The sequence below is a fragment of the Ferruginibacter sp. HRS2-29 genome (assembly GCF_024343615.1).
Taxonomy (GTDB): domain Bacteria; phylum Bacteroidota; class Bacteroidia; order Chitinophagales; family Chitinophagaceae; genus Ferruginibacter.
Window position 1 is genome coordinate 92552 of the sequence record NZ_RJUB01000010.1, and the last position, 23901, is coordinate 116452.

Here is a 23901-nt window from a genome sequence, read left to right on the forward strand (position 1 = left end):
TTTTTGGAAGATAAACAACGATATTTTTTACGTAAAGAAAACAAGCTCAAGAGCCGCAAGCAGATCGATGCTGTTTTCTCCCGGGGAAAAAGCTTTTCGGTGTTCCCCTTCAAAGTGATCTGGCTGCCGGCCAACGAAAAGGCGGCTTTGCAGGCAGGGGTAGGCGTGAGCAGCCGCAACTTCAAGCGGGCCGTCGATCGCAACCGCATCAAGCGGCTCATGCGGGAAGCATACCGGTTGCAAAAGCATGAGCTGGAGCAATCATTGCAGGCTGCCCAACAAAACCTTTCCGTGTTTGTGCTCTACACCGGCAGGGAACTACCGGAATACGAATTGGTTTTTGAAAAATTTACCACCATACTCAACAGGCTGATAAAAATAACAGATGCGACAAAAAATCAAGTGGATAGCTAGCCTGCCCTTCATTATCCTGATAAAGCTTTACCAGTGGATCATTTCGCCGATACTTGGTCCATCGAAGTGCCGCTTTACGCCTACCTGCTCGCATTACGGGCTCGAAGCGTTTAAAAAATACGGGCCGTTTAAAGGGTTTTATCTTACGGTAAAAAGAATAGGCCGGTGTCACCCCTGGGGCGGACACGGGTTTGATCCGGTTCCTTAAACCTGCCCCCCCAGCCGTGCGGCGGACAAGCATAGCGACACAATGGCACAACGGTAATCGGGCATTGCTCGTTCCGTAGGAACGATGTGTAGGGAGGAACGATCCACGAATAGAGTTGTATTGCTCGTTCCTTAGGAACGATGTGTAGGTAGCACCCAACGGGTGCAAAAAATGGTTTCCCGTTCCGTAGGAACGATGTGTGTGTTACGGCATTTCGATCGGCTGCAAACCACGGTAATCAAAAGCAATTTCATAAATAATATAAATTTTTACCCATGAATAAGTTTTCATTCCTTCTCGTTTTTTTCTTCGCTTTCGCGATAACCGCTTCGGCGCAAACAAAAGACAACAAGGAATACAACGCCTGGTATGTGCAAAAAGACAGCGCCTATACCATCTTTGCCAAAAAAGCAATGATACGTGCCGAGCCCTCGCTCAAAGGGCAACTCATCGATTCGTTGTATGCCGGCGCTTCCATCATCATCCATGAGCAGACAACAGAATTTGCCGAAGTGAAAAGCATTTATGCTCCCTGGGTGAAAGTGTCTTACCAGCAAAACGGGCAGCAAAAAAGCGGCTACCTCTGGCTGGGATCTGTGGCCTTAAAAAATGCTGTGTACAACAATGTCAATTTTGTATTTGGCATCGAGCGCCTGGAGAAAGATGCTAAAAGAAGCGATGCGGAGTATTCATTCTATACTTATGTGGTTCAGCTTAAAGCCATCAGCAGCGATACACTGGCCGATGTAAAAGAATGGAAAGTAGATGGCGGCGAATTTGCCTCCTATATACAAATGTTGTTGCTGGGCAATACCAAACTGGACAACCTGCAGAATGTGGTGCGTATATCTGCCGGCGGCGAAGCCTGTGGCATCCCTACCAACTACTTTTACTACGGCTGGACGGGCCAAAAACTCCTCCCCCTGCCGGGCAAATATTCTGTAGGCGATGCCGACGTGTTTTATCATTCCGAAACCCTCTTATTCCCCCACGAAAAGGGCGGACAGCCCAATAAGATCATCAAACTCATAGAAGAGGAAGAAACGCTGGAAGAAGCCACGGAAACTAAAAAAGCCAAAGTGAAAAAAATGAATGCGAAGGAAGTATATGTGTGGAATGGGGTAAAAGCAATAAAACAAAAGTGATCAGTAAAAAAACGCTGATTATAAAAAAGATGAAAAGATTGCGCAGATTTCTTTCGCTAAAGCGAAAGGTTGCGAAGCAGCCATCTGCGAAATCAAACAATCTTTTTTATAATCAGCGTTTTTTATTCCCTCTTCTTTAACAACTCTTATCCCCCTTCTTTTCGTACGTTGCTGTAAATTGTGAACATGAAAATAACCAACTGTTTCCTCTGCTGCATGCTGGTAGTACTTGCAGCCTGCGGACAAAAAAAATCACCCACCGTGACGGCGGCCTACGATAGCAGCGGAGTAAGCCGCAATGTGATCACCGATCCTTCCAAATGGAACAAGCTCACGCCTGAAGAATCTGCCGTAATAGTACGCAAAGGCACCGAATACCCCGGCACCGGCGACCTGCTCAGCAATACCCAAAAAGGAACTTACATCTGCAAACGCTGCAATGCGCCGCTTTACAGATCCGACAGCAAATTTGACGCACACTGCGGCTGGCCTGCTTTTGACGATGAAATAGCCGGAGCTGTAAAACGCATCCCCGATCCCGATGGCGAACGTACCGAAATAGAATGTGCCAATTGCGGGGCGCACCTGGGGCACGTGTTTTTGGGAGAAGGGTTTACGAAGAAGAATACGAGGCATTGTGTAAATTCAACGTCAATGTTGTTTGTGCCGGATAAGAACTAGTTTTTGATTACACGAATTTTGCGAATTACACGAATTAGCGAAGAATAATTGTATAAAAAGAAGCCCCGACTTTATAAGTCGGGGCTTTATGTTACTCGCTAATTCGTGTAATCCGTGTAATTAGCTTCGCCGCAGGCGAAAATTCGTGTAATCAAAAAAAATTACTTCGCGGCTTCAAACTTCTCTGCCACTTTCGTCCAGTTTACCACGTTCCAGAAAGCTTCCAGGTAGGCCGGGCGCTTGTTCTGGTATTTGAGGTAGTAGGCATGTTCCCACACATCGGCGCCGAGGATAGGCGTGCCTTTTACTTCGGCTACGTCCATGAGTGGGTTGTCCTGGTTGGGGGTAGAAGTTACTTCCAGCTTGCCGTCTTTTACAATGAGCCATGCCCAGCCGCTACCAAAGCGGGTAGTGCCGGCAGCGTTGAATTTTTCTTTAAAGGCATCAAAAGAGCCAAAAGCCGCGGTGATGGCATCGGCCAGTGCGCCGGTAGGGGTGCCGCCAGCGTTGGGGGCCATTATTTCCCAGAAGAAGCTATGGTTCCAATGTCCGCCGCCGTTGTTGCGTACGGCCGGGCTGATGCTGCCCGCGTGCTTTACCAGCTCTTCAATGGTCTTATTCTCGTGCTCGGTGCCTGCAATGGCTTTATTGAGGTTATCTACGTAAGCCTGGTGGTGCTTATCGTGGTGGATGGTCATGGTTTCTTTGTCGATATGCGGTTCCAATGCATCATATGCGTATGGAAGCGCAGGTACTGTAAATGCCATAATTGGTTATTTTTTGAAGTGTAAAATATTGTTGATGATGCTACTGCAAAATTAACGCCTAAATTTTGGATTAGGAGGGGGTGGGAGGGGGAATTTCGGATTGCGGAAGTGGGATTATTGTTTAAATCAGCGTCTGAGTCAATAGAACCGTCGCGATATAAAGATGGTGCCTTCCAGAGGACTTAAAAAAGCTCGTATTTGTTTCTTATGTACGCGATTCTTTCCGCACTCAATTCTTCTATAACTTTAAAATCATTATCATATTTAGAAATAACTACAGTCTTTATAGATCCATCAGGATATTCCAAATAGCACTGTTCGGGAGGCAACAGATCTGAATTGATCATAAAAGGCAACCCGCCACTAAGCTTAGTTCGCCTAAGCATCTTTACTGCGTCTATTCCAGCCCTTTCAATTTGTTTTAAAGTCATAGATGGAGAATATGTGATCAAATATAATTGAAGATTTTAGAAAGGGCAGCTAAGATTTAAGTATCAAAATAAACCTGGTAAGTAACTTTCAATGCATCATATGCGTATGGAAGCGCAGGTACTGTAAATGCCATAATTGGCTATTTTTTGAAGTGTAAAATATTGTTGATGATGCTACTGCAAAATTAACGCCTAAATTTTGGATTAGGAGGGGCTGGGAGGGGGAATTTCGGATTGCGGAAGTGGGGGTACTAATACATTTTTAAAATCATTTTAAATAAATCTCATCTCTCACATAACTACTATTGAACCAGAAAGCGTGTTTTGTGTAAGATAATACCCCCGTAAAATTGTCTTTCACTGGTAATGGATAAGTGTCGGCTGCATTAGAAGCATGGGGGCGGACGTGAGAAATCTTGCTATAGGATTTGTCGGGAAAGTTTGTAGACCTTCTTCCTTTCTTAATATCTCTTACAATTTCCCCTTTACTAACTATATCTTTGGTTTTTTTCCATACTTTCTCGACATCTAAAATATCTTGATGAGGCATATTCCAAAATTTTGCTTTTTTCAAAATCAAATCATTTTCTACAAATTGAAAAAAAACAAATAGGAATTTATGTTCAAGGAAATCCTTCAATTCAGACGTTTCCCATTCTTCCCGAACCAACTTGACATATTCGAAAGCGGGAAAAGATATATCTTCTTTCGGAAGATTGTTTTTCTGTAGTCTTACGGCTCGTATTTTAATATCTGCTTTTTTAAATTCTTCGATTTCTTTATCTAAACTGACACCTAGAATAGCTTTTGTAAGACTGGAATAAAAACTTTTAGCTTTTGGATTCAAATTAATTCCCAGCATTTCAGAAATCTTTGGAATCGAGAATCCATAATATGATTCAAATTTGCCAACGACTATTTCTTCTAAAGTTTTTTTCGTCAATTCGGATGAGGATTTGATTAACTTGCCATAAACTCCTTTTTGTTCTCGCGAAATGCTGGCAATGATATGATTGACATATCCTTGTTTTAAGGAGAAAGCCCTTTGCTTAGCATGTATTTGTGAAAATGGTTGTGGACGAGGATTTCCTCCTTTGCCCCCTTTGGTACAAGCTCCAAGATAAAGAGTATCTCCTTCTGATAGTTCATGCGCTTTTCCGGACAGTATTTTCTCCTTAATTTTTTCCCAGTCCTGACGAATGATTTTCAAATCCTCATTCGTGAACTCCCATTCACTTACCAATCTTATTTTATAATCTAGAATATCCTGGTCTAATTCATATAAATAAAAAACGAGAAGTAGATTCGCATTCTTTTTCCAAAATGAACTGGTTTCAAATTTTTCATTTGGTATATCTGAATAGTTGATGATATTAAGGACTAATCTTTCCTTAGAATTATAATGTCTCCCTTTTACTTTTTTCAAGGGAGATGCTTTCAACTCTAATCCGATTTCTTTAAAATCGGGCTCTGAGTTGGAGTTTGGTTTGTATTCGAAATAAAATTCTTCTAGCACCTGCCCAAAACTTCCTTTTCCTTTATGGCCATGCATATGAATATTATCAAGACCTGATTCTCTCAATGTTCTGTTGATTAATTTTCTCGCATGAGCTATTACCGAAACTTTATTTTCGGGGTCGTACTTTCTTTCCATTTTCTATGCGTTTTATCAGGGTTTTCCCAATCTGTTCTATTATTCCCACAACTAGGGCATTTCCCATAAAAAATGCTCTTTTCACATCTGTAACTCCTTCTAATTTTGTATGGTCGTCTGGAAACATATTCAGTCGTTCTAATTCAATAGGGGACAGCCTTCTAAATTTGTTTTTTGTTTCAATAACATGTTTGAACCTGGAAGCTGATGGCCCTCCTTCACCTGTAATGATTGTACGTGATGGCTTGTCTTTCGGGTCAGGGAAAATCATTCCTCCTTCACTGTAATGATATTCGAAACCATCAGCATTTTTACGTATCTCCTTTTTTGCACCTTTCAGGTAATACCATTTATCAAGATCCTCTTTATCGATATAGAATTCAGGAGTGACTTCTCCGTTTTGAAGTACATCTTTTAATACTGTGAAATTCCCTTCATATTGGGGAATAGTTTTCAAAGTATATACTTTTCCTTTAATCATCATCCCTGCATTCTCGAATAATCCTGTGCGGCCATCTTTATTAAAGTCCGAAGAAATTTTAACGATGTCCCCTTCCAATTCGAATTCTCTTGAAATATTTGAAATATGGGGTCCTGCTGGGAAAGATTCAGCGATTATGCTATCATTCAATATCCATTTAGAAGGAATGGATTTGACCATTGATTTATAAATATGGGTATTTTCCAAGTAAGCAATAATGAAAATTCTTCGCCTCCTTTGGGGCATACCGTAATCTGCCGCATTGATAACACGCCATTCCACTGCATACCCAAGGTCGAACAGGCTTTTCAATATTACGGCGAAATCTCTTCCACGTTGCTTAGAAGGGGATATAAGCAGCCTATCGACATTCTCCAAAAAAAGGTACTTCGGTTTTTTTCTTTGTTCACTAATTATTTTGTGAATCGACCACCATAACACTCCTTTTTTTCCCAAAAGTCCTTTAGAGTTCTTCAATGATGTAGCTACTGAATAATCTTGACATGGAAATCCACCTACTAACATGTCATGTTCGGGGATGGTCTCTACATCAACGGTTGAAATATCTTGATTAGAATGACCTTTCTTTCCAAACCTATTCTCGTACACAAGAGAAGCATGCTGTGATTTTGTGGAAGGTTCCCATTGATTGCTCCACACGATTTCATATTCAGACTTGAAAGGCTGTTTGTATCCCGAAGAGGCCGACTTCCCCTCATAACCTTCAAGGCCTACCCTGAACCCACCCACACCTGCAAAGAGTTCCACGACTTTTATCTTATTTGCCATTTTTATTCGCTTTTAAATATTCAATTTTTTCTTCTGCCACTTTAAACACATCCACATCAGCTTTTTCTTCAATCATCTTATATGCAAGTTGATCACTTAATAATTCTTTCAGCAAATTTTTTTCATCAATGTTATAGAAGAAAGCTATTTGCCTCACTTGTTCTTTTGTTGCTTGCCTTTGATTACGCTCTATTTTTGCTAATAAAGAGAAATCTATTTTTGTTTGGGACGCAACTTCTTTCAAAGAAAGATTTGCATCTTCCCTCATCTTACGAAATTGTTCACCAAGAGTAGAAATATGTTTACGCAAAATTGTTGGACGGAATTTGTCCAAATGTATATTGATATTTGTTTTCCAACAAAAGAAAAACCTCAGAATTCCATGTTTTTTTTCACATCAATGTGAATAATGTTTTCTTTAAGATTTTCAAGGGTTTTATCTTTTTCATTTTTCTTCAATTCACATTCCCAAACCGTAATGACTTTCCATCCGAGTTTTTTTAGTCGTAAAAAATCATTTGAATCCCTTTCTCTATTTCTATTGATTTTTGCATTCCAGAATTCCACTCGTGTCTTAGGCATTTTGAAGGTATCGCATGCATCATGTCCATGCCAGAAGCAGCCATTTATGATCACTGCAGTATTGTATCTTTTCAAAACTATGTCAGGGCTCCCTGGGAGATTTTTTTGATGCAGGCGATAACGAAAACCTTGCGAGAAAAGATATTTTCTGACAATCATTTCGGGCTTGGTATGTTTAGCCCTGATTTTGCCCATCACTTCGCTACGTTTTTCTTTTGTGAAGATGTCAGCCATATGGTAAAATTACTTTAATGAATGGGGCGATGTTGTTAGCAATATCTTATATCTTATAGTATGATTATATAAATGTTCTAAATTTGGAGTTAAAAGCACTTTATGATATCTAATGCATCAATAACAGACGGTAATTGGAGGATTTTAATTACGGATAATATTACTGCCGGCCGATATCATAAGAATTTAAATAAAATGAATGTGCTGGCACCAACCCGCGTTTGTCGTTTTCAAGGATGTACGAACGTAGTTCGGATAAATCTTAAAACGGGATTATGTAGTACTCACAAAAATCATATGCATGATTTGCATTTATCACTAAGTAATTCAGTAGGAGGCGGGACTACTGATGTACCTATGCATCAGGATATTGTAGATTCATTGATTTCTTGGGCGAAACCAAGGAATTTTGATTTGAATCCATTGTTTGAACTAATGTCATTTAATGCATTAGGAAATATTCCAGATGTTTCTACCTTAGCTGGAGACAACTTGCACGTAGGGTATACTCCGCCAATGTTACAAGACTTGCTTGATGAAATGATTAAAGTTGTCGATAATTTTTTACCTTCGACAAATAATTCATCATATCAGATTTTAACTGTAGGAACAGGAGTTAATAAAAGAGAATTGTCAGCTAGGATTTTGGCACTCACATTCGCTGGCCTGGTCTTATGTGAGGAGGCGAATCGAGGAGACAGATGGTTTAGTAGGACGATATTGAAGGATGAAACTAAAACAACAATGCTGGGTGGTGCCATGCCCATAGCTTATTTCGCCGCAAGAACTTTCAATTGGGGAGTTGAATTTGGAAAAGCTAGTAGAAATCTAGTGCCGTCAAGTTGATAGGTATTTTAAAAATCATCCGTGAAAGCGGACAATTTCATCTCCATCGCATTCGCTAATTCATAAAGCGTATACAACGTCGGATTTCCCTTCCCACTTTCCAATCTTTCAATCGCCTGCCTATCCTTCATACAAGCCCTAGCCAAATCAGCCTGCGACCAACCTATACTTTCGCGAAGTTCTATAATGCGTTTTCCAATCTTTATTTGAAGTTGTTGTTTGTCCACACCTGTAAAGTCAGTTTTTTCTCTATAAAATAAGTCAATATATATGTTGACATTCCGGAAAATAGTTTTACATTTGAATAACACAAACTTTAAATCACCAGCCATGCTTTCCTCCCTCCACTCCAACCCCTCCACCTCACCATCAAAGAAATGGATGACCCGAAGGAAGTGATCGGGCAGTTTTTCAGTACCTGGAGCCTCACACAGGTGCGGTATATCATGAAAGAATGGTTGTATGAAGCGTACGGCTCCGGCATGGGTACGGAAAAGGAGTTTTTATTTATGCACGACGAGTTGATCAGGCTGGTAGAAGCAGTATTCGTGCTCCAACAGAAAGTTGGAGATAAAAAGTAAAAATCTTAATAAAAAATTAAAAAATTAAAAAATTAAAAAATTCTGAAAATCTTTTTTTATTTTTTCTTGACACGCTTTTTTTATTTTGACACGCCCTTTTTATTTTTTTTCCTCAACTGTGTCAAATTTCCTGGATTGCCACATCTGTTAATCAATCATTTAAGATTTTGGAGGATTGTTGGTGTCCCGGTCAGGTTTACGTGGTTCATCTTTTACCCCTAAAAAAATCTTTCATCAGCTGCCCGCATTCCTCTGCCAGCACACCACCCACCAGCTCTGTTTTTGGGTGAAAGGGGTTATTGGCACCAGCCACCCTCCGGTACCCATTCTTATCATCATACGCCCCAAATACCACGCGGCCTATCTTACTCCAGTACAGGGCGCCGCTGCACATGAGGCAGGGCTCCACGGTTACATACAGGGTAGCTTCGGGCAGGTACTTGCTGCCCAGGAAGTTGTAGGCGGTGGTGAGGGCGAGTATTTCCGCGTGTGCCGTGCTGTCGGTAAGCAGTTCGGTCTGGTTGTGGGCACGGGCGATGATACGGTTGTTGAGGACCACTATGGCGCCAATGGGGACTTCGTCTTTTTCGAAGGCTTTTTGGGCTTCGGTGAGGGCTTGGCGCATGTATTGTTCGTCATTCATATTGGGTTAATTTTTGAGGGCGGCAATTTTTTTTCACCGCGGAGAACAAGAGGGAGCAGAGTTTTCGCAGAGTAATAGAACTGTCAGCCTGAGCTTGTCGAAGGCGGTTCGTATGTTATACGCCTTCGACAGGCTCAGGCTGACAGCCTCATTCTTTACGCTGAAAGACCTACCTTCAAACAAATTTACATCAAATGGATCTCGTAAGTAAATTAAACGCTCAGCGGCAGTTTTTTGATTCGGGGGCAACTAAGGAATACGCCTTCCGGCTGGCGCAGGTGAAAAAGCTGAAAGCAGCGGTAGAAGCAGCGGAAGAAGCCATTTACGAAGCGCTTTATACCGACCTCAAAAAAAGCCCCGAAGAATGCTGGATCACCGAGAACGGGTTTTTTCTGTCGGAGCTCAGCAATGCCATCGGCAAGCTCAGCCGCTGGATGAAACCCGAACGCGTGCGTACCAACCTGGCCAACCTCCCTTCCAAAAGCCTGATAGTGCCCGAGCCGCTGGGCGTGGTGCTCATCATCAGCCCGTGGAATTACCCGTTTCAGCTGTTGTTTACCCCACTCATAGGGGCCATGGCCGCGGGCAACTGCGTGGTGCTGAAGTCGTCGGAATTTGCGCCGGCTACCAGCGCCGTAATGAAGCGGCTCATCGAAGAAAATTTTGACCCCGCCTATATTTTATTTACCGAAGGCGATGGCGCTACCGTAGTGCCGCATATGATGAACAACTTCGTGTTTGACCATGTGTTTTACACCGGCAGCACCGCCGTAGGCAAGATCATTTACCAGGCGGCCGCCAACAACCTGGTGCCGGTTACCCTGGAGCTGGGCGGCAAAAGCCCCTGCGTGGTAGAAGCCGACGCGGATATAAAAGTGGCTGCCAAACGCATTGCCTTCCCCAAGTTTTCCAATGCCGGGCAAATGTGCGTAGCGCCCGATTATGTGCTGGTACACGCGTCGCAAAAGGATGCGCTGGTGGCTGCCCTGAAGCAGTCCATCGAACAATTTTTCAAAGGCGATGCCGCAGCCAGCTACGATTACGGCCGCATCATCAACCAAAAACAATTTGACCGGCTGATCACTTATTTCAACGATGGCAAAGTATTGTACGGCGGCCGCAGCGATCGCGACAAACTCTACATAGAACCCACCCTCATGGACGCCATCGACCTCAGCGGTGCCATCATGCACGACGAGATCTTTGGGCCCATATTGCCCATCATAGCCTTCAACAGCCGCGAAGAAGCCTTGGCCATCATCAACCGGAATAAAAACCCGCTGGCATTTTATCTCTTTACCTCCGGCAGCCAAAACGAACAATGGTGGCTGCAGTCGGTGGCATTTGGCGGTGGCTGCGTCAACAATGCGAGTGTGCACCTGGTCAACCATCGCCTGCCCTTTGGCGGAAGGGGGGCCAGCGGCATGGGGAAATACCACGGCAGGTTCAGCTTCGATACGTTCAGTCATCAGAAGTCGGTGCTGAAAACGCCTACGTGGATCGATCCGGCTATAAAGTATCCGCCGTATGAGGGGAGGCTGGGGCTGCTGAAACGATTGATTGGTTAGCTGGTTTGCTACAGTCTATCGGTCAGCCTGAGCTTGTCGAAGGCGGCTTCAGTTCCTGATTCCCGCCTTCGACAAGCTCAGGCTGACGGATGAGAGGATTCAGGCTCAACGTATATTTTTTATTATTGACTACATTTACAGAATGACAGGCAGACAAAAAATATTAAAGCTGATGTATCCCGTGCTTACAGGGCTTACGCGGCTTTTTGGAAAAAACAACAAAAAACTACAATCTACCACCATGGCCAACACATCTTTTTACGATCTGCAGATAACATTGAATAACGGCAAACCATTCGCTTTCTCCGACCTCAAAGGCAAGAAAGTAATGCTGGTAAATACCGCTTCCGACTGCGGCTACACCCGCCAGTACGACGACCTGGAAAAATTGTATGCAGCCAATAAAGACAACCTGGTGATCATCGGTTTTCCGGCCAACGATTTTGGCGAGCAGGAAAAAGGCGATGACGCTACCATTGAAGAATTTTGCCGGGTGAATTATGGCGTTACTTTTCCGCTGGCGCAAAAAAGTGGCGTGAAGAAAAATGCTGAGCAGAACCCGGTATACCAATGGCTCACCGATGCTGATAAAAACGGCTGGAATACCACGGCTCCCACCTGGAATTTTTGCAAATACATCATAGACGAAAACGGCAACCTGAAGAATTTCTTTGAAGCTTCGGTAGAGCCGATGAGCAAGGAAGTTGCCGATGCGATCAGATAACCACTAAGTCACCAAGAGCTCAAAGGGGCACTAAGAATTCTTTGTGTGTCTTTGAGTTCTTAGTGCCTTTGTGCCTGCCCCGCCGCAGGGCCGGGGGTTCAAAAAAGCATACCATGTTTAATAAAGCTGACATAGAGAAATATTTCTCCGCCGAAAAATCTTTCAGCGGAATTTTCATGATCGTTGCTGCCGCGGCCATTGTGCTGGCCATTGTATTGTTTTTTGCGGGTAAAAGCAATGCTTACAAAGGAGCGGCGGTGGTAATAGTGGTGCTGAGCATCATCCAGCTGGCGGCCAGCTACACCGTATACAAACGCAGCGATGCCGACCGCAAAAGGCTCACGTATGCTTACGACATGAATCCCCCGCTGTTGAAAAATACCGAATTGCCCCGCATGGAAAAAGTAGAAAAAACCTTTACCATATTATTGATAGGCGAAGTGGTATTGCTGCTCGCCGGTGCAGGGTTGTTTTTATATTTTAAAGAAAACGAACAACTGGCTTTCTGGAAAGGCTTTGGGCTGGCGCTGGCTATAGAAGCTGTGTTGATGCTTGGGGCGGATCTGTATGCACGGGGAAATGCTACAGCTTATATTAAGGGGCTGAGAGAGTTTGTAAATAAAACTTAAGCATATAAGTTATGTTCCCTATCCAGCCAAACAATATAAAATGTGTTTGAGATAAAAAAACCATGAGTTCTACCGTGCTCATTGCCTGAAACGGCAAATTGATAAGGGGTATCGACTATCTCATCATGTTTAGGGAAATTAAATCCCTCCTCTTCAGTAGTTTCACTCCAGTCTATCGGGTGAATTCTTAATGCTGAACTTCTGCTGGAAAGCCATTCTTGCTTAGAAAGTGTTGATAAACTCTTAAGACGTTCCAATACTTCGCAAAAGTATGTACCATCGTGAGATGAAAAAGTGAATTTTGCATGTTCTCCATCCAGATATTTCAAAGAAAAATTTACTAATTCTGAAGCCCTTTTTTCAGCCGTTTTTTTCGCCTCAGATATTGAAGGATTACCTGAAGGAGGTTGGGGCTTTTTAAATCTACTCATTGACTACAAACTTTGAATAATAGGCCGATATTAATTCTTTGGAAATAATTTTATTCGAAGGCTGATCTTCAGTAAGCCCAACCCTTGTTAGTATCCATGGATCTTCATTGTGTGTCAGCTTTTCCAATTCGTATGCTTGTAAACCAAAATATTCATATTCCACCTCACCTAAGACTTTCAAAACTTCATCATCAATTGTTTTTTTTAATTCTGAAAAAACTTCCGAAGTTAAATCTTCACGTAGTATTGGCTTCCACCCAAAGGAACTATAATCCTTATATAATTCAGGAATAACAGGTCCATGTACCCAAGCTTCAAAATCTTCGGCAATTAATTCTTTTTTCAAAATTGCTAAATTCCACGCCTGTGCATAAAATACAAGCTTTTGCAATTTTAAGTTTGTAATTGGTGATTGAGTTTCATTTGAAAGTGCAATGAAATAATCTGCTATGACTTTGTATGAATAAACCTTTTTCATAGGGCGAAGTTAAGAAATTCTAAATATTTTAGTATTTGTAATCTATGATATTTCTTTAGTCTCACTATATCTTATTTACAAAGGGCACTTCTCGTGATAATTGATGATCTCTATCGGCGTTCTTTCAAACTCGTAATCTTTATAATGCGCCGCTATTTCATCCAGCACTTCATTGATGGCTTCGCCGGTTTCGAGGGTTACTAATTTCATCCTGAAATCTTTGATGCCGGGCAAGCCTTTGAGGTAATTGGTATAATGCCTGCGCATTTCAAAAATGCCCACTTTGGGGCCTTTCCATTCCAGGGATTTGGCCAGGTGTGTTTTGCATACTTCAATGCGTTCGGCCAGGGTGGGGGAAGCAAGGTTGGTCTGCGTTTGCAGGTAATGTTTTATTTCGCGGAAGATCCACGGGTAGCCGATGGCCGCACGGCCTATCATGATACCATCGATGCCATAACGGTTCTTGTATTCAAATGCTTTTTCGCCGCTGTCGATGTCGCCATTGCCAAAGATGGGGATGTGCATCCGCGGGTTATTTTTCACTTTGCCTATGAGGGTCCAGTCGGCTTCGCCTTTGTACAGCTGGCAGCGGGTGCGGCCATGGATGGCCAGCGCCTGCACGCCTATGTCCTGCATGCGTTCGGCCACTTCTTCAATGTTTTTGGTGCTATCGTCCCAGCCGAGGCGGGTTTTTACCGTTACGGGCAGGTTGGTGCTGTTGATCACCGCTTTGGTAAGGCGCACCATCAGGTCGATATCTTTCAATACGCCTGCACCGGCACCTTTGCTCACCACTTTTTTTACGGGGCAGCCAAAGTTGATATCTACCAGGTCGGGGTTTACGGTTTCGCAGATGCGGGCGCTCATGGCCATGGCTTCTTCATCGCCGCCGAATATCTGGATGCCAAAGGGGCGTTCTTCTTCGCTGAAATCGAGCTTGGCTTTGCTTTTAATGGCATCGCGGATGAGCCCTTCGCTGCTGATGAACTCGCTGTACATGAGGTCGGCACCGTTGGTTTTGCACACGGCTCTGAAGGGCGGATCGCTCACATCTTCCATTGGCGCCAGCAGCAATGGAAATTCAGGTAATTGTATGTTGCCAATTTTGGGCATATCTATTTGTATATTGCAGCGGCAAATTTACAAAAAACAGCGCAGGTATGGAATATAAAAGTGTTAAGGGTTTTACCGGCCTCGGGCAACTGGGTGTATTGTTCGTTTTCCTGGGGGCAGGGTTCATCCTTACCATGGTGGTGCAAATGATCATCGGCATGTATGTAACCCCGGCGGGCACATCGTTTGAGCAGATGACCCAAACGCTGCAGGCCACCATGATGAAACCCGAAAATATCGGGGCGCTCAGGCTCTCGCAGGTGCTGGGTACCTTCACCTTCTTTTTTCTGTCGGCCTTGGGTTACTCCCTGGTTACCAATGGAAAAAGCCTGTTTTGGCTGGGCTTCAGCAAGTATTTCAACATCGGGCAGGTGCTCATCGCATTCGGTATTATTTACGCCGCCAGCATGTGTGCCAGCCCGCTGGCCGTGTTTACCAAAAATGTGCTGGCACATTATCCCTCGCTCAACAGCATGGCCAAAACCATGGAAGATGCCTACAATGCCCAGGTACTGGCCATGAGCAACCTCAAAAGCTGGCCGGAATTTGTGATGGCGCTTTTCATCATCGCGTTTTTTCCTGCCATGTTTGAAGAAGTGCTTTTCAGGGGCGCCCTGCAAAACCTGCTGGTAAAATGGTGGAAAAAACCGCTGATCGCTATTTTGGTCACTTCGGTAATATTCAGCATCATCCACATGAGCATTTATCTTTTCCTCAGCCGCGTGGTACTTAGCCTGGCGCTGGGGATGATCTACCATAAGGGTAAAAATATATGGGTAAATATCATCGCCCATTTTATCAACAACGCACTCGGGCTCGCCATGCTGTTTTACATGAGCATGCAAAAGCAAAAGCTGGATGTAAGCAAGCTGGAACCTAAAGTGGCCTGGTATGTGGGCCTTTTTGGAGTAGGGTTGCTGGTATTGTTTTACGCTTTATTTGAGCGGGTATCCAAAAATGAAGTGGCAAAAATAGAGGCCCGGGAGAACATCCTGCAGCATGACGACCCGATTGCTACATTAGGCAAAAACGTAAACCCCAACTGATGGCGTTAAATAAAGAAGTATTCAAAACCCGGTCGCTCACCGCCGTAGTATTTGCACTGGTGATGCTGGCGGGATTGTTTGTAAATAAATGGACGTTCATTGCGTTGTTCACTGTCATTCATTTTGGCGCCTGGTATGAGTTTGTGAGGATCTTGAAAAAGATCTACGGCAGTAAATTTTTGGCGTATACGTTTTTTGGATTGTTCTATATCACTACGCCCATACTGATGATGCTTTGGCTGGGGCTTACCAGCATAGGGCAAGCGGCAGGGCACTTCTCGATCTCTCATCTTTATTATTCCCCCATATTACCCATCGCCGTCATTCTTTCCATCTGGATCAACGATACCATGGCGTACATTGTGGGCTCGCTGATCGGTAAAACTCCTTTTTCGAAGATATCTCCTAAAAAAACCTGGGAAGGTACCGCCGGTGGCGCCATACTTTGCGTGGTAGTAATGGGATTGCTGGGTTATTTTCTGCCGGCATTGCAATCATTGCCACTCCGCCATTGGCTGTGTATTGCCGCCATTGCCGCCGTAGCAGGCACGCTCGGCGACCTCCTCGAAAGTAAATTGAAACGCATGGCCGGCATCAAAGACAGCGGAAGCTTCATGCCCGGGCACGGTGGGTTTCTGGACAGGTTTGATTCGCTGCTGGTGGCTACGCCGTTTGTGTGGGTGTATATGTCTATTATAAATATTTAAAAAATTGATAACGTTTCATGATGTGGAGTTGGCATTTGATTGGTTACGTTATAATATATTTTCCACATTTGCGTAAAAAAGTAATGGAATGTGGAAAACTTTTATATCTTTATATACTAATAATTGTTTTCTATCAAAACGTGAAAAGTAAAATCGTCATATCACCTACCAATACAAAAGCAATTGAGTTTATAAAATCTTTAAAAGACAAAAAAGCTCAAATCCAGAAGCATTTTGCCCAATCCGGAAAGCTTTCTTCACTGAAAGTTGATTTTGGCAATAACGGAAAAAAAAATGATTCGCCAAATACATGATTATTACTCTCATGAGTTTAATGAAGATGATGGAGTAATTGCTGCAAATTTTATTACCAAAACAGGCACACAATATCGTGTGTATTTTTATCCAGCTGTAGATTATTTTGACCAAATTCAGAGTGGTATGCGCCTTTCTGAAGCAAGCTATTATTTTGGATTTACGAAAGTCGCTCCAAATGAAGGCAAAGCGGAGCATTATGACCCAAGGGTTATGAACACCATAGTAAATGTTATAAATGAATTTTATGAGGAACAGGGCAAAGAATCTATATTAATTTTTCATTGTAGTGATGAAGGCGGTAATGATAAAAAATATAAAAGAGCGAAATTATTTAATGATTGGTTTGAGCGGGCAACTTCTAAATATTGTTATAAAAAGTTTAATGAAGAAATCATTGTTAATGAATATACTGGTCAAAATGGAGAAGTTGTTACTGATAAAGAGTATATGAGTTTGATCATTCAATGTGATAATAATGATATAAATAAGGCACTTGAAGAGTTTCAAGTTATAAAAGATGCAATTATTTCAGGGAAAGGTTGATGCTTAGTACGGAATAAAAAATAAGTTTATTTCTATAAATCCTAGCCTTCCGGTTTTTTCAACTTTTCTGGTATCTTCGCCGTTCAAAAATTACTCAACTAATGACCATACACAGAGAAGGATATAAATCAATCGCACTGGCAACCCTTGTTTTCGGCGTTATCAACATCGCGTTATTCTGGTTTTTCAGTGCATCCTTATTGTGGATCTGCATAGCGGCATTCATCATCACGCTTGTTTTCCTGCTGTTCATCGTTTCATTCTTCCGCATTCCATCGCGTACACTTACGCTGGGCGACAATCTGGTAGTTTCTCCCTGCGATGGTAAAGTGGTGGTGATAGAAGAAACGGTAGATGTAGAATATTTCAACGAAAAACGCCTGCAGGTTTCTATCTTCATGAGCCCGGCCAATGTGCACGTAAACCTCAACCCATTGAGTGGCGAAGTAGTGTACAACCAATACCACAAAGGAAAATACCTGGTAGCCTGGAACCCGAAATCTTCTACAGAAAACGAACGCCACTCGGTGGTGATCAAAAAAGATAATGTACAGGTACTGGTAAAACAGATTGCCGGCGCCGTAGCAAAACGTATTGTAAACTACCTCCACGTAGGCGATAAAGTACAGCAGGGCGCTGAGTTAGGCTTTATCAAATTTGGCAGCCGGGTAGATCTTCTGTTGCCGCCAGGCACCAAAATAAATGTGGGGCTGAATGAAGTGGTGAGGGGGGGAGTAAGTGTGATTGCTACGTTGTAGCAATCAATGTATGATGTATGATGTGAGATGTATGATGTCTTTCAGCGGTAGCAACTTATTTTTCCGGGAAATATATCATGTCTGAAATCATACAATATCATTTTGTAAAAAACTTCCCCTCTAAAAACATCATACATCTCACATCTCACATCTCACATCATACATCATACATCAGAATATCGTTTCCAGTTCTTTCAGATGTGTAACGCTATAAGTAGGTTGTATGGGGCATACTGCCCCAATATGGTTTACAAAAATGCAATCCATTCCTGCATTCAGAGCGCCTTGAATATCCGCATCGAGGTTGTCGCCGATCATGATCGATTCGGGTAATGTTGCGCCTGCTTTGTTCATGGCATAATCAAATATTTCTTTCTTCGGCTTCAGGCTGTTGCTGGTTTCGGAAGTGATCATGTGGGTGAAATATTTTTCCAGCCCGCTATGCTTCAGCTTGCTCCATTGTGTTTTTTCAAAACCATTGGTGATGAGGTGCAGCACATAATTTTTATCCAGCAGGTATTGCAGTATTTCGTGGGTGTAGTCAAATACATGTTGCTTGGTGGGTAAGATGTCCATGAACTTCCCGCTGATATCTTTCGCCAGGGGTTCATCGGCAATTTTGAAGTCGAGCAGCGTACGCCACATACGGCGCCATTTCAGTTCTTCGGCAGTAATGAACCCGTTCTGGTAACGTGCCCACAGCTTTTCATTGTGGTACAGGTATTTCCGGTAAAAATCGTTGAAAGGTGCGGCCACCCTGGTATCCAGGCTGAAGTGGGCGTATACGTCGGTGAGGGTGCTTTCGGCATTTTTATCAAAATCCCAGAGGGTGTGGTCGAGGTCGAAAAAAATATGTTTGTATTGGGGCATTAAAAAGAAAATTTAATCATTTAATATGTTGTCAGCCTGAGTCTGTCGAAGGCGATATAGGTGATCAAATCCGCCTTCGACAAGCTCAGGCTGACAGAGATGATGAACGGGGGCACAGTCTTAAATACAAGACTTACCTTCGTAGAAGCGAAGATACTCATTAATCATTTTTTATACTGTTATATGAATGTTGTTATCACAGGCGCCAGCAAGGGCATAGGGAAAGCGATCGCCGAAAAATTCGCTTCCGAAAATAACCGTGTATTCCTGTGCGCCCGTACGGACGATGAGTTGCAGGATACTGCCGCGGAGATCAGGGAACGTTATCCTTTTGCAGAAGTATTTGCGCTGGCAGCCGATCTCACCAAAAAAGAAGATATTACCCGCTTCGCGGAAATGTGCCTGGACTTCGGTACTCCCGATATTCTTGTCAACAATACCGGGAGGTATATCCCCGGCAAGATAGCTACGGAAGCGGATGATGCGCTGGAAGAAATGATCCGCACCAACCTGTACAGCGCTTATTACCTTACCAGGCATCTGCTGCCCGCAATGACAGCCAACGGCAGCGGGCACATTTTCAATATCTGCTCGGTAGCTTCGCTCAATGCTTACGAAGGCGGTGGCAGCTACAGCATCAGCAAATATGCGCTCAATGGTTTCAGCCAGAACCTGCGGCACGAACTAAGATCAACCGGCATTAAAGTAACAGCCGTTTATCCCGGCGCCGTGTTTACCGATTCGTGGGCGGGCTTCGACAACAGCAGCAACCGTATCATGGAGAGCAGCGATATTGCCGAATCGGTGATATCCGCCACCAGGTTATCATCGCAGGCAGTGGTAGAATCGATCATCCTGAGGCCACAGCTCGGCGACCTATAATTAACAGTTTGTTTAATATCATTTGTGAGCGCAAAACAAAGCAGCCATGATAGTTGTTTTACTTTTGCAGGCGACGCGTTTTTTATGAAGCTATTTCTAAAGAAAATAATATTTACGGCCTTTTGTTATCTCTCCTGCTTCAGCGCATTGGCGCAATCCCGGTTTTACACCACACTTTCGGCGCAAAGCACTGTAAAGGATGAGTATGTGGCTTTTCGCATCGTGATTGAAAATGCAGAAAAGATCGCCGCCATTGCTCCGCCCTCTTTAAAAAATTTCAACGTCATCAGCGGCCCTTTGCAGGAAACCGGCTCCGTGGATATCAACGGGAAAGTAACACAATACGTTTCCTTCTCTTACATCCTGCAACCCAAACGCCTGGGCAGCTTCACCATCGGCGAAGCTTCCGCCGTTATTGATGGAAAAAAGGTAAAAAGTACCCCGCTGACCCTGCAGGTGGGTAAAGACCAGGAGACCACCACCAATACCAGGGAAGTAAATTTTAAAGACATCGTTCTGTATAAAAATGAAGCGGTGGCGGATAAGGTGGCGAAAAATCTTCAGCTCCGCTTGCAGACCGACAGGACGACCTGTTATGTAGGCGAGCCGATTGTAGCTACTTACAAATTGTACACGAGATTGAAAAACAGCAGCCGGCTGGTGAAGAACCCTTCCTTCAATGGTTTTTCGGTGGTAGATATGGAGCGGCCGGATAATAATTTTTATTCCAAAGAATCACTGGGCGGCAGGGATTTTAATATGCTGGTCATTCGTAAAGCCCAGCTGTACCCGCTACAGGCGGGCGAGATAGGGCTGGAGTCGGCGGAGGTAGACAACCAGATAGAATTTCTCCGCGACCAGGGATCGGATAAGGCCAATGCGGCCAGTGCGCTGGACCTTATCAACGGCATGATGATGGATCCTTCGATGGTGATGCAGGAAAATGCTACGGTGAGCAACAAACCCATCACCATCACGGTAAAGCCTTTGCCCGAAACCGGGAAGCCTGCTTCGTTTAATGGTGCGGTAGGCATTTTTCACATAGAATGTGCGCTTGCAAAAAATAGTTTTTCTACCGACGAAACGGGCACGATGGCCATTCGTATCAGCGGCAATGGCAACCTGAAGATGGTAACTCTTCCGGATATACAATGGCCCGATGGCATTGAACCTTTTGAGCCGAAGCTGACAGAAAATATTTCGTACCAGACTGTTCCGATCAGCGGCGAAAAGATCTTTACTTTTTCTTTCTCTGCCCAAAAAGAAGGCACTTACACCATCCCGAAGATAGCCTTCAGTTATTTTGATTCGCATTCGGCCACGTACAAAAAAGACAGCACAGGCCCTGTTACATTTACGGTAACCAAAGGCACCGGCGTACAAGCGTTGCCGTTAGTGAACGAACCGAAGAAAGAAGCGCCTTCGTTTCTCAACAGTATTTTTTCTCACCGCTGGTGGATCATCGGCTTTGTAGCCCTGGTGATATTTTTCGGCCTGTATTACTGGCTTAAAAGTGAAAGCAAAAAAGAAAAGCTTGCGGAGGCAAAAGAACGGGAAGCGGCTGCAAAAGAACGGGCCGAAATTGAGAGTGTAGCGGAAGCAATCGCCCTCAATCAAAAAAATCCGCTGGAGCAGGCCGAAACCTGCCTGTATACCGAAAATTGCCAGGAGTTTTATGTATTGCTCAACCGGGAAATGAAAACATTCATTGCACAAAAATTCCATCTCGAAACTTCACAGGTTACTTCCAAAACCCTGGCGGCAGCTATGGATAGCTCTGGCATTGCCAACGATACGGTACTGGAGCTACAGCAACTCATGCAGGAAATAGAGTGGTACCTATATACGCCGTTTGTAGAAAATGAAAAGAGGAACGAGCTGTATGGAAGGGCGCATGATGTGATAGAGAGGTTGAGGGTTGAGGGTTGAAGGTTGAAAGTTGATGGTTGAAAGTTGAAGGTTGAAGGTTGATGGTTGAAGGTGGTAATATATAGCAGGGGTTTTAGCAGAGAATCCACAAATAACGAATAATCATCAACTACTGAAAGCAGCTATTAATACTCTTAAAAAAATTGTAGTAAGTCTATTAAAATATTATCATCCTCCATGTTGCCAACAATACCCTCCACTTCTTGAAGTTCGAGAACACCTGTAACCTTTTTTAGTTGTTGCTTGACATTGACTTGAATAACTTACTGATGAATAGTGGCGGGTTCTTTTACGTGTTGTTGTTGTTTTAGTTACCGTTACCGAAGTAGAATAATTTGTATAATCAACCTTTTTCCCTTTTTTATTTCTCTTGTTTTTCTTAGCACTTCCCCCTGCCGGATAAAGATTTGTTACAGGGGCTACCGTAACTGTATCAGTATTAGGTGTTGTGATAGGCGTTGTTTCATTTGGGATATGACAGGACGCAATTACTATTAAAAGTAAAAAATTAAGACATTTCATATTGGGACGATTAAAAACTTCAGCGAGCGCTAGTATGTTTTATCGTAGTAAATGTATTAATTAATGGTTGCTTTGAGAAATTGAAGGTTGAAAGTTAAAGGTTGAAAGTTGATGGTTGAAGGCTCAATCCTGATGAAGGTCATAACCTTCAACCATCAACTTTCAACCTTCAACTCTGAGCTACTCAGTAAATTTATACCCAACTCCTCTCACCGAATGAAAATACTGAGGGTTCCTGCTATCGGATTCAAAATACTTCCTGAAGTTGAGAATGAAGTTGTCGATAGTACGGGTGGTAGGGTACACATTGTATCCCCATACGGACTGCAGTATTTTTTCGCGGGTAACCACTTCATTTTTGTTTTCAATGAGCAGCTTCAGCAGCATGATCTCCTTTTTTGTCAGGAGGATCTTTTCGCCGCTCCTGGTATAACATTCCTGTGCTTTGAAATCGATCTTATTCTTGCCAAATTCGTAATGATTGGGCAACGGTTGTTTGATGGAAAGCTGTTCGCTTTTTTTGATGAGCTTGTCTACCCTCAGCAATAATTCTTCGAGGTTGAATGGTTTGGTGAGGTAATCATCGGCGCCTTTCTTGAGCCCGAGTACCCTGTCGGCGCTGCTGTTGCGGGCGCTGAGGATGAGGATGGGGATGTCGGTATTGGTAAGGCGGATGGTTTCGCATACGGCAATGCCATCCATTTCGGGCAGCATCACATCCAGTATGATCAGGTCGAAGTGTTCCTGGTGTACCACTTTTAGTGCATCGGCGCCATCGTAGCTGCTCGTTACTTCATATCCTTCCAGCTCAAGGTTGAGCTTCAGGGCTTCCTGCAAATTTTCTTCGTCTTCTACGAGTAATATCGAAAAACTTTTTTCTGCCATGTCTGTATGTTTATGCTTCCGCTTTCAGGCTTACCGTTACAATGCTTCCGCCGCCCGGGTTATCGCTGATGTTGATGGTTCCCTTGTGAGTAGTTACAATTTTTTTTGTAAGATATAATCCCAGTCCGGTTCCTTTAGCCCTTTTGGTAGCTTCGTTGCCGATGCGGTAAAATTTCTGAAAAACTTTTTTTCTTTCTTCTCGGGCAATGCCTACACCGCTATCGATCACTTTCAGGACTGCAATATTTGATTTTTTTTCCAATACAACTGTCACGGTACTGTCTTTTGGTGAATATTTCAGGGCGTTTTCCACGAGGTTGTTCACTACTATCTGGAGCAGCAGCTGATCGCCGATCACAAATACGTCTTCGGCGATCTGCTGTTGCAGCTGGCGGTCGGGGTAGCGGGTGGTAAAATCCTGGCAACATTCGGTCACGATATTGGTCCAGCTTGCTTCTTCATCCACGCCGCGATAACCACCAGCCTCTATCTGCGACGAAAGCAACATGTTGTTGCAAAGTGTATTGAGTCGGTTGGCTTCCTGCACGGTGTTGTGAATGAGCCGCTGCTGCTGCGTTTCGTCCAGCTTCCGCCGTTGCAGGGTTTCCAGGTTCAGCTTGGTAACGGCGATGGGTGTTTTAAGCTCATGCGTAATGGCGATCATGAAATTCTGCTGTTCGTGGCTCTGCCGCAACTGCCGCCTTACCGCCCTGAAAATAAAGATAGCACCCGCCAGTATAAGCAACAGGAAAATGCTTCCCTCGCCGATGTATTGCGCCGTTTTGCGCCGCTTCTCATCTTCTATACGCAGGTATTGCTCCGGATAATTCACTTCTTCCGACTTCAGCCGTTGCAGCTTGAAAGTGGTCATCTGCTGATTTTGCTGCATGAGTGCCGTAAACCAGAAGATCAACGCGGCAATGATATATGCCAGGAGGATCCAGTAGATGACGAAGATGAGTTGTATTTTTTTTGGCTTCGAGTTCATAATTACGAATTACGAATTACGAATTACGAATGAATACACAAGCCGTGAATTAAT

The 23901-nt window shown here is 43.6% G+C and carries 31 protein-coding genes; 16 read left to right on the forward strand and 15 right to left on the reverse strand.

Annotation, left to right across the window (positions count from 1 at the left end):
* Nucleotides 1–3 precede the first annotated feature (3 nt).
* The 4 genes from rnpA (at nt 4) to EGI32_RS05565 (ending at nt 2448) form a co-directional block, all read left to right on the forward strand.
* Nucleotides 4–414 (forward strand): ribonuclease P protein component, encoded by a 411-nt coding sequence (rnpA, locus tag EGI32_RS05550; protein WP_255154384.1) that lies wholly within the window; start codon nt 4–6, stop codon nt 412–414.
* Nucleotides 386–622, forward strand: a complete 237-nt coding sequence (yidD, locus tag EGI32_RS05555) for a membrane protein insertion efficiency factor YidD (protein WP_255154385.1) — start codon at nt 386–388, stop codon at nt 620–622. Before rnpA ends, yidD begins: the two co-directional genes overlap by 29 nt.
* A 275-nt stretch (nt 623–897) precedes the next feature.
* Nucleotides 898–1767 carry a hypothetical protein gene (locus EGI32_RS05560; RefSeq protein ID WP_255154386.1) on the forward strand — a complete coding sequence of 290 codons (870 nt, stop codon included), beginning with the start codon at nt 898–900 and terminating at the stop codon, nt 1765–1767.
* Between the two features lie 186 nt (nt 1768–1953).
* On the forward strand, nt 1954–2448 hold the full coding sequence (locus EGI32_RS05565) for a methionine-R-sulfoxide reductase (protein WP_255154387.1): 495 nt from the start codon (nt 1954–1956) through the stop codon (nt 2446–2448).
* 161 nt (nt 2449–2609) lie between these two features.
* Here the strand turns inward: EGI32_RS05565 and EGI32_RS05570 are convergent, their stop codons facing one another.
* From EGI32_RS05570 to EGI32_RS05595, 6 genes are all read right to left on the reverse strand, one after another.
* Nucleotides 2610–3215 (reverse strand): superoxide dismutase, encoded by a 606-nt coding sequence (locus EGI32_RS05570; protein ID WP_255154388.1) that lies wholly within the window; start codon nt 3213–3215, stop codon nt 2610–2612.
* Nucleotides 3216–3397: 182 nt separating this feature from the next.
* Nucleotides 3398–3646 (reverse strand): hypothetical protein, encoded by a 249-nt coding sequence (locus tag EGI32_RS05575; RefSeq protein WP_255154389.1) that lies wholly within the window; start codon nt 3644–3646, stop codon nt 3398–3400.
* Between the two features lie 268 nt (nt 3647–3914).
* Complete coding sequence (locus EGI32_RS05580; RefSeq protein WP_255154390.1) at nt 3915–5300, reverse strand: Sau3AI family type II restriction endonuclease; 1386 nt, start codon at nt 5298–5300, stop codon at nt 3915–3917.
* Nucleotides 5272–6570 (reverse strand): DNA (cytosine-5-)-methyltransferase, encoded by a 1299-nt coding sequence (gene dcm / locus EGI32_RS05585; protein ID WP_255154391.1) that lies wholly within the window; start codon nt 6568–6570, stop codon nt 5272–5274. Before dcm ends, EGI32_RS05580 begins: the two co-directional genes overlap by 29 nt.
* Nucleotides 6560–6904 (reverse strand): RodZ family helix-turn-helix domain-containing protein, encoded by a 345-nt coding sequence (locus tag EGI32_RS05590; protein ID WP_255154392.1) that lies wholly within the window; start codon nt 6902–6904, stop codon nt 6560–6562. The genes dcm and EGI32_RS05590 overlap by 11 nt, the downstream gene beginning before the upstream one ends.
* A 38-nt stretch (nt 6905–6942) precedes the next feature.
* Complete coding sequence (locus EGI32_RS05595; RefSeq protein ID WP_255154393.1) at nt 6943–7386, reverse strand: very short patch repair endonuclease; 444 nt, start codon at nt 7384–7386, stop codon at nt 6943–6945.
* A gap of 102 nt (nt 7387–7488) precedes the next feature.
* On the opposite strand from EGI32_RS05595, the gene EGI32_RS05600 reads away from it, so the two are divergent.
* On the forward strand, nt 7489–8232 hold the full coding sequence (locus EGI32_RS05600; RefSeq protein WP_255154394.1) for a hypothetical protein: 744 nt from the start codon (nt 7489–7491) through the stop codon (nt 8230–8232).
* A gap of 8 nt (nt 8233–8240) precedes the next feature.
* Here EGI32_RS05600 and EGI32_RS05605 read toward each other — a convergent pair whose 3' ends face one another.
* The gene (locus EGI32_RS05605; protein ID WP_255154395.1) at nt 8241–8459 is read right to left on the reverse strand and encodes a helix-turn-helix transcriptional regulator; all 219 of its coding nucleotides are present in this window, start codon (nt 8457–8459) and stop codon (nt 8241–8243) included.
* Nucleotides 8460–8609: 150 nt separating this feature from the next.
* Here EGI32_RS05605 and EGI32_RS05610 point away from each other — a divergent pair, with 150 nt between their 5' ends.
* Nucleotides 8610–8813: a hypothetical protein gene (locus EGI32_RS05610; protein ID WP_255154396.1), complete on the forward strand. Its 204-nt coding sequence runs from the start codon at nt 8610–8612 to the stop codon at nt 8811–8813.
* 205 nt (nt 8814–9018) lie between these two features.
* Here the strand turns inward: EGI32_RS05610 and EGI32_RS05615 are convergent, their stop codons facing one another.
* Nucleotides 9019–9456 carry a nucleoside deaminase gene (locus EGI32_RS05615; RefSeq protein WP_255154397.1) on the reverse strand — a complete coding sequence of 146 codons (438 nt, stop codon included), beginning with the start codon at nt 9454–9456 and terminating at the stop codon, nt 9019–9021.
* Between the two features lie 194 nt (nt 9457–9650).
* Here EGI32_RS05615 and EGI32_RS05620 point away from each other — a divergent pair, with 194 nt between their 5' ends.
* The 3 genes from EGI32_RS05620 to EGI32_RS05630 all read left to right on the forward strand — a co-directional run bounded on the left by EGI32_RS05620 (nt 9651) and on the right by EGI32_RS05630 (nt 12377).
* Nucleotides 9651–11024, forward strand: coding sequence for an aldehyde dehydrogenase (locus EGI32_RS05620; protein WP_255154398.1), 1374 nt, complete (start codon nt 9651–9653; stop codon nt 11022–11024).
* 142 nt (nt 11025–11166) lie between these two features.
* Entirely contained in the window at nt 11167–11748 is a 582-nt protein-coding gene (locus EGI32_RS05625) for a glutathione peroxidase (protein WP_255154399.1), read from the forward strand.
* 113 nt (nt 11749–11861) lie between these two features.
* Complete coding sequence (locus tag EGI32_RS05630) at nt 11862–12377, forward strand: hypothetical protein (RefSeq protein WP_255154400.1); 516 nt, start codon at nt 11862–11864, stop codon at nt 12375–12377.
* On the opposite strand, the gene EGI32_RS05635 is transcribed toward EGI32_RS05630, so the two are convergent.
* The 3 genes from EGI32_RS05635 to dusB all read right to left on the reverse strand — a co-directional run bounded on the left by EGI32_RS05635 (nt 12374) and on the right by dusB (nt 14399).
* Nucleotides 12374–12808, reverse strand: coding sequence for a hypothetical protein (locus EGI32_RS05635; protein WP_255154401.1), 435 nt, complete (start codon nt 12806–12808; stop codon nt 12374–12376). The genes EGI32_RS05630 and EGI32_RS05635 overlap by 4 nt on opposite strands.
* Nucleotides 12801–13286, reverse strand: a complete 486-nt coding sequence (locus EGI32_RS05640) for a Panacea domain-containing protein (protein ID WP_255154402.1) — start codon at nt 13284–13286, stop codon at nt 12801–12803. The genes EGI32_RS05635 and EGI32_RS05640 overlap by 8 nt, the downstream gene beginning before the upstream one ends.
* A gap of 75 nt (nt 13287–13361) precedes the next feature.
* Nucleotides 13362–14399 carry a tRNA dihydrouridine synthase DusB gene (gene dusB, locus EGI32_RS05645; RefSeq protein ID WP_255154403.1) on the reverse strand — a complete coding sequence of 346 codons (1038 nt, stop codon included), beginning with the start codon at nt 14397–14399 and terminating at the stop codon, nt 13362–13364.
* A 47-nt stretch (nt 14400–14446) separates the two neighbouring features.
* Between dusB and EGI32_RS05650 the strand changes: the two genes are divergently transcribed.
* The 5 genes from EGI32_RS05650 to EGI32_RS05670 all read left to right on the forward strand — a co-directional run bounded on the left by EGI32_RS05650 (nt 14447) and on the right by EGI32_RS05670 (nt 17771).
* Complete coding sequence (locus EGI32_RS05650; RefSeq protein ID WP_255154404.1) at nt 14447–15445, forward strand: CPBP family intramembrane glutamic endopeptidase; 999 nt, start codon at nt 14447–14449, stop codon at nt 15443–15445.
* Nucleotides 15445–16152, forward strand: coding sequence for a phosphatidate cytidylyltransferase (locus tag EGI32_RS05655; protein ID WP_255154405.1), 708 nt, complete (start codon nt 15445–15447; stop codon nt 16150–16152). Before EGI32_RS05650 ends, EGI32_RS05655 begins: the two co-directional genes overlap by 1 nt.
* Before the next feature lie 68 nt (nt 16153–16220).
* Nucleotides 16221–16466: a hypothetical protein gene (locus EGI32_RS05660; protein ID WP_255154406.1), complete on the forward strand. Its 246-nt coding sequence runs from the start codon at nt 16221–16223 to the stop codon at nt 16464–16466.
* Complete coding sequence (locus EGI32_RS05665; RefSeq protein ID WP_255154407.1) at nt 16447–17013, forward strand: DUF6169 family protein; 567 nt, start codon at nt 16447–16449, stop codon at nt 17011–17013. The genes EGI32_RS05660 and EGI32_RS05665 overlap by 20 nt, the downstream gene beginning before the upstream one ends.
* A 101-nt stretch (nt 17014–17114) precedes the next feature.
* A complete protein-coding gene (locus EGI32_RS05670; protein WP_255154408.1) occupies nt 17115–17771 on the forward strand; it encodes a phosphatidylserine decarboxylase family protein in 657 nt (218 codons plus the stop codon).
* A gap of 171 nt (nt 17772–17942) precedes the next feature.
* Here the strand turns inward: EGI32_RS05670 and EGI32_RS05675 are convergent, their stop codons facing one another.
* Nucleotides 17943–18641 (reverse strand): YjjG family noncanonical pyrimidine nucleotidase, encoded by a 699-nt coding sequence (locus EGI32_RS05675; protein ID WP_255154409.1) that lies wholly within the window; start codon nt 18639–18641, stop codon nt 17943–17945.
* Nucleotides 18642–18824: 183 nt separating this feature from the next.
* Between EGI32_RS05675 and EGI32_RS05680 the strand changes: the two genes are divergently transcribed.
* Both EGI32_RS05680 and EGI32_RS05685 read left to right on the forward strand, forming a co-directional pair.
* Nucleotides 18825–19523, forward strand: coding sequence for an SDR family oxidoreductase (locus EGI32_RS05680; protein ID WP_255154410.1), 699 nt, complete (start codon nt 18825–18827; stop codon nt 19521–19523).
* Nucleotides 19524–19547: 24 nt separating this feature from the next.
* Complete coding sequence (locus EGI32_RS05685; RefSeq protein ID WP_255154411.1) at nt 19548–21452, forward strand: BatD family protein; 1905 nt, start codon at nt 19548–19550, stop codon at nt 21450–21452.
* Nucleotides 21453–21620: 168 nt separating this feature from the next.
* Here the strand turns inward: EGI32_RS05685 and EGI32_RS05690 are convergent, their stop codons facing one another.
* The 3 genes from EGI32_RS05690 to EGI32_RS05700 all read right to left on the reverse strand — a co-directional run bounded on the left by EGI32_RS05690 (nt 21621) and on the right by EGI32_RS05700 (nt 23847).
* Complete coding sequence (locus tag EGI32_RS05690; RefSeq protein WP_255154412.1) at nt 21621–21974, reverse strand: DUF5763 domain-containing protein; 354 nt, start codon at nt 21972–21974, stop codon at nt 21621–21623.
* 180 nt (nt 21975–22154) lie between these two features.
* Nucleotides 22155–22859 carry a response regulator transcription factor gene (locus EGI32_RS05695; RefSeq protein WP_255154413.1) on the reverse strand — a complete coding sequence of 235 codons (705 nt, stop codon included), beginning with the start codon at nt 22857–22859 and terminating at the stop codon, nt 22155–22157.
* A 10-nt stretch (nt 22860–22869) separates the two neighbouring features.
* Entirely contained in the window at nt 22870–23847 is a 978-nt protein-coding gene (locus EGI32_RS05700) for a sensor histidine kinase KdpD (RefSeq protein ID WP_255154414.1), read from the reverse strand.
* Between the last annotated feature and the right edge of the window lie 54 nt (nt 23848–23901).